4 protein-coding genes and 1 tRNA gene are annotated in these 6,597 nt (G+C 52.3%); 3 read left to right on the top strand and 2 right to left on the bottom strand.

What is annotated here, in order from left to right:
- Nucleotides 1-82: 82 nt before the first annotated feature.
- Nucleotides 83-158, bottom strand: a tRNA-Gly gene (locus GBAG_RS01490).
- 174 nt (nucleotides 159-332) lie between these two features.
- Complete coding sequence (gene orn, locus GBAG_RS01485) at nucleotides 333-878, bottom strand: oligoribonuclease (RefSeq protein WP_034492766.1); 546 nt, start codon at nucleotides 876-878, stop codon at nucleotides 333-335.
- 113 nt (nucleotides 879-991) lie between these two features.
- Between orn and rsgA the strand changes: the two genes are divergently transcribed.
- The 3 genes from rsgA (at nucleotide 992) to mscM (ending at nucleotide 6,568) form a co-directional block, all read left to right on the top strand.
- Nucleotides 992-2,047 carry a small ribosomal subunit biogenesis GTPase RsgA gene (gene rsgA, locus GBAG_RS01480; RefSeq protein ID WP_034492765.1) on the top strand — a complete coding sequence of 352 codons (1,056 nt, stop codon included), beginning with the start codon at nucleotides 992-994 and terminating at the stop codon, nucleotides 2,045-2,047.
- Between the two features lie 79 nt (nucleotides 2,048-2,126).
- Nucleotides 2,127-3,074: an archaetidylserine decarboxylase gene (gene asd, locus GBAG_RS01475; protein WP_034492763.1), complete on the top strand. Its 948-nt coding sequence runs from the start codon at nucleotides 2,127-2,129 to the stop codon at nucleotides 3,072-3,074.
- Nucleotides 3,075-3,229: 155 nt separating this feature from the next.
- Nucleotides 3,230-6,568, top strand: coding sequence for a miniconductance mechanosensitive channel MscM (mscM, locus tag GBAG_RS01470; protein ID WP_034492770.1), 3,339 nt, complete (start codon nucleotides 3,230-3,232; stop codon nucleotides 6,566-6,568).
- The last annotated feature ends 29 nt before the right edge of the window (nucleotides 6,569-6,597 follow it).

The raw sequence follows: 6,597 nt of genomic DNA, 5'->3' as shown, positions 1-6,597 counted from the left end.
CTGAGCTATTCCCGCATATTCTTCGTCTTTCAAGCTGATGCTTAAAAGCCATCGAATTTGGTGGTACTGCTGTAATCAAATTTGGAGCGGGAAACGAGACTCGAACTCGCGACCCCGACCTTGGCAAGGTCGTGCTCTACCAACTGAGCTATTCCCGCTCTGTGTAACGCTGCAAATTCTGCATCGGTACGGGAGGCGCATTATACGAGAAATCGTTTTAGTCGCAAGCCCTTCAAAAGGTTTTTTTCACAAAATTAGTTTGAATGGTGATTTAAGCGTCAAAATGATTAATTTCTCAGCGAAGGAGGAGTTTAGCTCCTCCCGAACACCTGTCAAAGCTTAATAAAATTCTCACGATAGAACGCAAGCTCTGCCACAGACTCACGAATATCATCCATTGCCTGGTGCGTGCCCTGCTTTTTGAAGTCAGCGAGAATTTCAGGTTTCCAACGACGCGCCAGCTCTTTCAGCGTGCTGACATCCAGATAACGATAGTGGAAGTACTCTTCCAGCTCTGGCATGTACTTAAACAAGAAACGGCGATCCTGGCCGATACTATTACCGCAGATTGGCGAGCTATTCGCTGGCACCCATTGTTTCAGAAACTCAAGCGTTGCCAGTTCAGCCGCGCGATCGTCCAGCTGACTTGCTTTCACACGCTCAACCAGGCCGCTACCGGTATGAGTACGCACATTCCAGTCATCCATCAGCGCCAGCTGTTCGTCAGACTGATGAACCGCAATCGTTGGCCCTTCGGCGAGGATATTCAAATTGGCATCAGTAACCAGCGTGGCAATTTCAATTATGCGATCCCGCTCGGGGTCCAGGCCGGTCATTTCTAAATCAATCCAAATCAGATTGTTTTCATTTCCACTCATGCTATTTTCCACCCTTCTTGTGCGTAGCCCACCGTTGTCGATGGGTTAATTCGTATAAAATAGTGTGTATCATAGAGGTTTTGCCCATCACGGGCGACCAGGAGCCAGTAAGATTGAGCAAAAATAAACTCTCCAAAGGACAGCAGCGCCGGGTTTCAGCAAATCACCAGCGTCGGCTTAAACAGACTGTGGAGAAAGCCGATCCTGACGACTCTCAGTTTGGTGAACCACGCGATGGTCGCGTCATTAGCCGTTTCGGCCAACATGCCGATGTCGAATCACCCGGTGGTGAAATTCACCGCTGCAATATCCGTCGTACCATTCGTTCGCTGGTAACAGGCGACAACGTAGTCTGGCGCCCGGCTAAAGAAGCGGCGGCAGGTGTCACGATTAAAGGCATTGTGGATGCAGTACACGAGCGCACCACCGTTCTGACACGCCCTGATTTCTATGACGGCGTAAAACCCATTGCCGCTAACATTGACCAGATAATTGTGGTTTCCGCCATTTTGCCTGAGCTGTCGCTAAACATTATCGACCGTTATCTGGTGGCGTGCGAAACCCTCGACGTCGAACCACTGCTGGTATTGAACAAAACCGACCTGCTGGACGAAGCAGGCCTGGCGTTCGTCAACGAACAAATGGATATCTACCGCAAGATTGGTTATCGCGTTCTGTTTGTTTCCAGCCACAAAGTTGAAGGTCTGAAAGAGCTTGAAGAAGCATTGATTGGCCGCGTCAGTATTTTTGCCGGGCAATCCGGCGTGGGCAAATCAAGCCTGCTGAACAACCTTCTCGGCTTTAAAGAAGTCCAGATTCTGGTTAATGACGTTTCTGATAACTCAGGTTTAGGTCAGCACACAACGACCGCTTCGCGTCTTTACCACTTCCCAGGCGGCGGCGATGTTATCGACTCCCCAGGTGTGCGCGAATTCGGTCTGTGGCACTTAGAGCCGGATCAAGTCACGAATGGGTTTACTGAATTCCACGACTATTTAGGTCGTTGCAAATACCGTGACTGCAGCCACACCAACGATCCAGGCTGCGCGCTGCGCGAAGCCGTTGAGCGTGGGGAGATCGCTGAAACGCGTTTCGACAACTACCATCGCATACTGGAAAGTATGTCCGAGGTAAAATCGCGTAAAACCTTTTCCGATACTGAACGCTGACAATTAAGCTGGGCATCGCTAAAATCGCGCTCCTTTTTGTGTATGCCCGCTAAAATGGGTACTTAGCCAGGAGGCTATCTTGTTAGACAACTTTAAACTTTCGCTCCAGTACATCCTGCCTAAACTATGGCTGACCCGCCTGGCAGGCTGGGGTGCAAGCAAACGAGCTGGCTGGTTGACCAAACTGGTTATCGACCTGTTCGTCAAATACTACAAAGTCGACATGAAGGAAGCACAAAAGCCGGACACCGCCAGCTATCGCACCTTCAACGAATTCTTCGTCCGTCCACTGCGTGACGACGTACGCCCGGTTAACACCGACCCAAGTGTACTGGTGATGCCAGCCGACGGCGTAGTGAGCCAGTTAGGCCCAATCGAAGAAGACAAAATCCTGCAAGCAAAAGGCCATAACTACAGCCTGGAAGCCCTGCTTGCCGGTAACTACTTAATGGCCGATCTGTTCCGTAACGGCAGCTTCGTGACCACTTACCTGTCGCCGCGTGATTACCACCGTGTTCACATGCCGTGTAACGGTATTTTGCGTGAAATGATTTACGTGCCGGGCGATTTGTTCTCCGTGAACCATTTAACGGCGCAAAACGTCCCGAACCTGTTTGCCCGTAACGAACGTGTTATCTGCCTGTTCGATACTGAATTTGGCCCAATGGCGCAAATTCTGGTCGGCGCGACCATTGTTGGCAGCATCGAAACCGTCTGGGCAGGCACTATCACGCCACCGCGTGAAGGCGTGATCAAACGCTGGACGTGGCCTGCCGGTGAAAGCGAAGGTTCTGTTGCACTGTTAAAAGGCCAGGAGATGGGTCGCTTTAAACTGGGTTCAACGGTGATTAACTTGTTCGCACCGGGCAAAGTGAACCTGGCCGAGCAGCTGCAAAGCCTGTCTGTGACTAAGATTGGTGAACCGCTGGCCGTATCTACCGAACCTATGGGCGAACCGGAAGTGCCTGTCAGTGAGATTACTGAAGCAGAAGTTGCCGCCGATCAGGAAACCAAACCCGACGTTTAACGCTTAAAGCTCAACCTAAAATCATTCAAGTTGCAGCAAGACGGCAACTGAGCGAATCCCCAGGAGCTTATATAAATAAGTGACTGGGGTGAGTAAAGGCAGCCAACGCAGCTGCGGCTTGAAGGATGAAGGGGTTAACTAAGATAGGTATTTACGTGCGCCTGATACTCACTTTTCTGATGGCCTGGTGCCTAAGCCTACCGCTGTATGCCGCCCCAGCCCCTGATGCCAAACAAATCTCCCAGGAACTGGAACAAGCTAAATCTGCAAAAGATCAGCCCGCTCAGGCTGAAACCGTGGAAACGCTTCAGGCCGCTCTCAATGCACTTCAGGAACGTAAAGCTTCTCAGGAACGTGCAACGCAATATCAGCAAGTCATTGATAACTTTCCAAAGCTTTCTGAAACATTACGCCGTCAGATTAGCAGCCTGCGCGAAGAGCCGCAGAAAGTGCCGGAAGGTATGTCTACCGATGCCTTAAACCAGGAAATCCTGCAAGTCAGTAGCCAGTTGTTGGATAAAAGCCGCCTGGCGCAGCAAGAACAAGAACGCACCCGAGAAATCACCGATTCCCTCAGCCAGCTTCCGCAGCAACAAACTGACGCTCGCCGCCAGTTAAACGAAGTCGAACGGCGGTTGGGCACGCAAACCACCACCAGCACGCCATTATCGCAGGCACAGAATCTCTCTTTGCAGGCTGAATCTTCACGCCTGAAAGCCCTGGTCGATGAACTGGAACTGGCGCAGCTTTCCGCCAGTAACCGCCAGGAACTTTCACGCCTGCGGGCTGAGCTTGCTCAAAAGCAGAGCACGCAACTGGATGCTTATCTGCAAGCGTTGCGTAACCAATTGAATAATCAGCGTCAGCGCGAAGCAGAACAAGCGCTGGAAAGCACCGAACTGCTGGCTGAAAGCAGCGCGAATTTACCACCAGACATTGTTGCCCAGTTCAAAAATAACCGGGAGCTATCTCAGGCGTTGAATCAACAGGCTCAGCGCATGGATTTAGTCGCCTCTCAGCAGCGCCAGGCGAGCAGCCAGACGTTGCAGGTGCGCCAGGCGCTCAACACGCTGCGTGAACAGTCACAATGGCTTGGGGTCTCTAACGTGCTGGGAGAAGCATTACGTGCCCAGGTGGCACGTTTGCCGGAGATGCCAAAGCCGCAGCAAGTGGATACCGAGCTGGGCCAGTTGCGTGTTCAGCGGTTGCATTACGAAGATCTGCTAAGCAAACACCAGCAACTGCGCCAGATTCGTCAACTTGATGGTCAGCCACTCACCACCGAGCAAAATCGCATTCTGGAAGCGCAGTTACGTACCCAACGCGAGCTGCTCAACTCCCTGCTACAAGGGGGCGATAACCTCATTCTCGAACTAACCAAACTGAAAGTGGCCAACAGCCAACTGGAAGATGCGCTCAAAGAGGTGAACGAAGCGACGCACCGTTATTTGTTCTGGACCTCAGACGTCAGCCCGATAGGCTTCAGTTGGCCGGTTGAGATCGTGCAAGATTTGCGTCGACTGGTATCGATGGACACGTTCAGCCAGCTTGGCAGCGCCACCGTCATGATGCTGACCAGCAAAGAGACGCTGCTGCCGCTGTTTGCTGCGTTGATCCTGGTAGGCTTCAGTATCAGCTCGCGCCGCCACTTTACGGCTTTCCTGGAGCGCTCCAGCGCCAAAGTGGGGAAAGTGACGCAGGATCATTTCAGCTTAACGCTGCGCACCGTGTTCTGGTCGATTCTGGTGGCATTACCGTTGCCGGTGCTTTGGGCAACGCTTGGTTTCGGGTTACAAGCGGCTTGGCCATATCCCCTCGCAGTGGCGATTGGCGATGGCGTGACCGCCACCGTTCCTCTGCTTTGGGCGGTAATGATTTGTGCCACATTCGCCCGTCCTAACGGTTTGTTCATTGTGCATTTCGGCTGGCCCCAGCAACGTGTCGCCCGCGCTATGCGTTATTACCTGATGAGTATCGGGCTTATCGTGCCGCTAATTATGGCATTGATAATGTTTGATAATCTCAGTGACCGGGAGTTCTCCGGTTCTCTTGGGCGGCTGTGCTTTATTTTGATTTGCGGTGCGATGGCACTGGTCACGTTAAGCCTGAAACGGGCAGGAATTCCACTGTATCTGGATAAACAGGGCAACAGCGAAAACATTGCCAACACGATATTATGGAACCTGCTGCTGGCGGCTCCATTGCTGGCTATTTTGGCCGCCGTGGTAGGTTACCTGGCAACCGCGCAAGCTCTGCTGGCAAGGCTTGAAACCTCGGTCGCCATCTGGTTCTTGTTACTGGTGGTTTATCATATCTTCCGTCGCTGGATGCTCATTCAGCGCCGCCGCCTGGCATTCGATCGCGCCAAACATCGTCGTGCGGAAATACTCGCCCAACGTGCTCGTGGCGAAGAAGAACCCGCTCACAGCCACAGCACTGAAGGTTCGGCAGAAACTATCGAAGAGCCAGAAATCGATCTGGATACTATCAGCGTGCAGTCTCTGCGCCTGGTGCGTTCGATTCTGATGCTCATTGCACTTCTATCGGTCATCGTGTTGTGGTCGGAAATCCATTCTGCATTTGGCTTCCTTGAGAACATCACGTTGTGGGATGTCACCTCAACGGTACAAGGCGTGGAAAGCATCGAGCCGATAACCCTGGGCTCAGTGTTAATTGCCATTCTGGTGCTGATTATCACCATGCAACTGGTGCGTAACCTCCCTGCTCTGCTTGAACTCGCACTCCTCCAGCACCTGGATTTAGCACCTGGTACCGGTTACGCCATCACGACGGTCACCAAATATCTGCTTTTACTGGTGGGGACATTGGTCGGCTTCTCGATGATTGGCATTGAGTGGTCGAAATTGCAGTGGCTGGTCGCAGCCCTTGGTGTTGGTTTAGGTTTTGGTTTGCAGGAGATTTTCGCCAACTTTATCTCGGGCCTGATCATTCTGTTCGAGAAACCGATCCGTATTGGCGATACCGTGACGATTCGCGATCTGACCGGCAGCGTCACTAAAATTAATACGCGAGCTACCACCATCAGCGACTGGGACCGCAAAGAAATCATCGTGCCGAATAAAGCGTTTATCACCGAGCAGTTTATCAACTGGTCGCTGTCGGATTCGGTAACGCGTGTGGTGCTAACTGTTCCAGCCCCGTCTGATGCAAACAGCGAGGAAGTCACGAAGGTGTTGTTGCAGGCAGCCGAGCGCTGTTCGTTGGTGATTGATAACCCTCCGCCAGAAGCATTCCTTGTGGACTTGCAGGCGGGCATTCAAATATTTGAGCTGCGAATTTATGCCGCAGAGATGAACCACCGTATGCCGCTGCGCCATGAGATTCACCAGCTGATTCTGCAGGGCTTCCGCGAACACGGTATCGAACTGCCGTTCCCACCATTCCAGATGCGTCTGGATAGTCTGGGCGGGCAACGTAGCAACAAGACGCTAACATCTTCAGGGAAAGCAGGCAGAACGCCGGGAAGTTTGTAAGCCTGGTAGCCCTCATCCCGGCCTTCTCC

This window comes from Buttiauxella agrestis ATCC 33320, from assembly GCF_000735355.1.
Taxonomy (GTDB): Bacteria; Pseudomonadota; Gammaproteobacteria; order Enterobacterales; family Enterobacteriaceae; genus Buttiauxella; species Buttiauxella agrestis.
This window is presented reverse-complemented; position numbering and strand designations above follow the sequence as displayed.

Coding starts and splice junctions, on each gene's coding strand:
- orn (WP_034492766.1), bottom strand. CDS start 878: ATGAGTGGAAATGAAAACAATCTGATTTGGATTGATTTAGAAATGACC.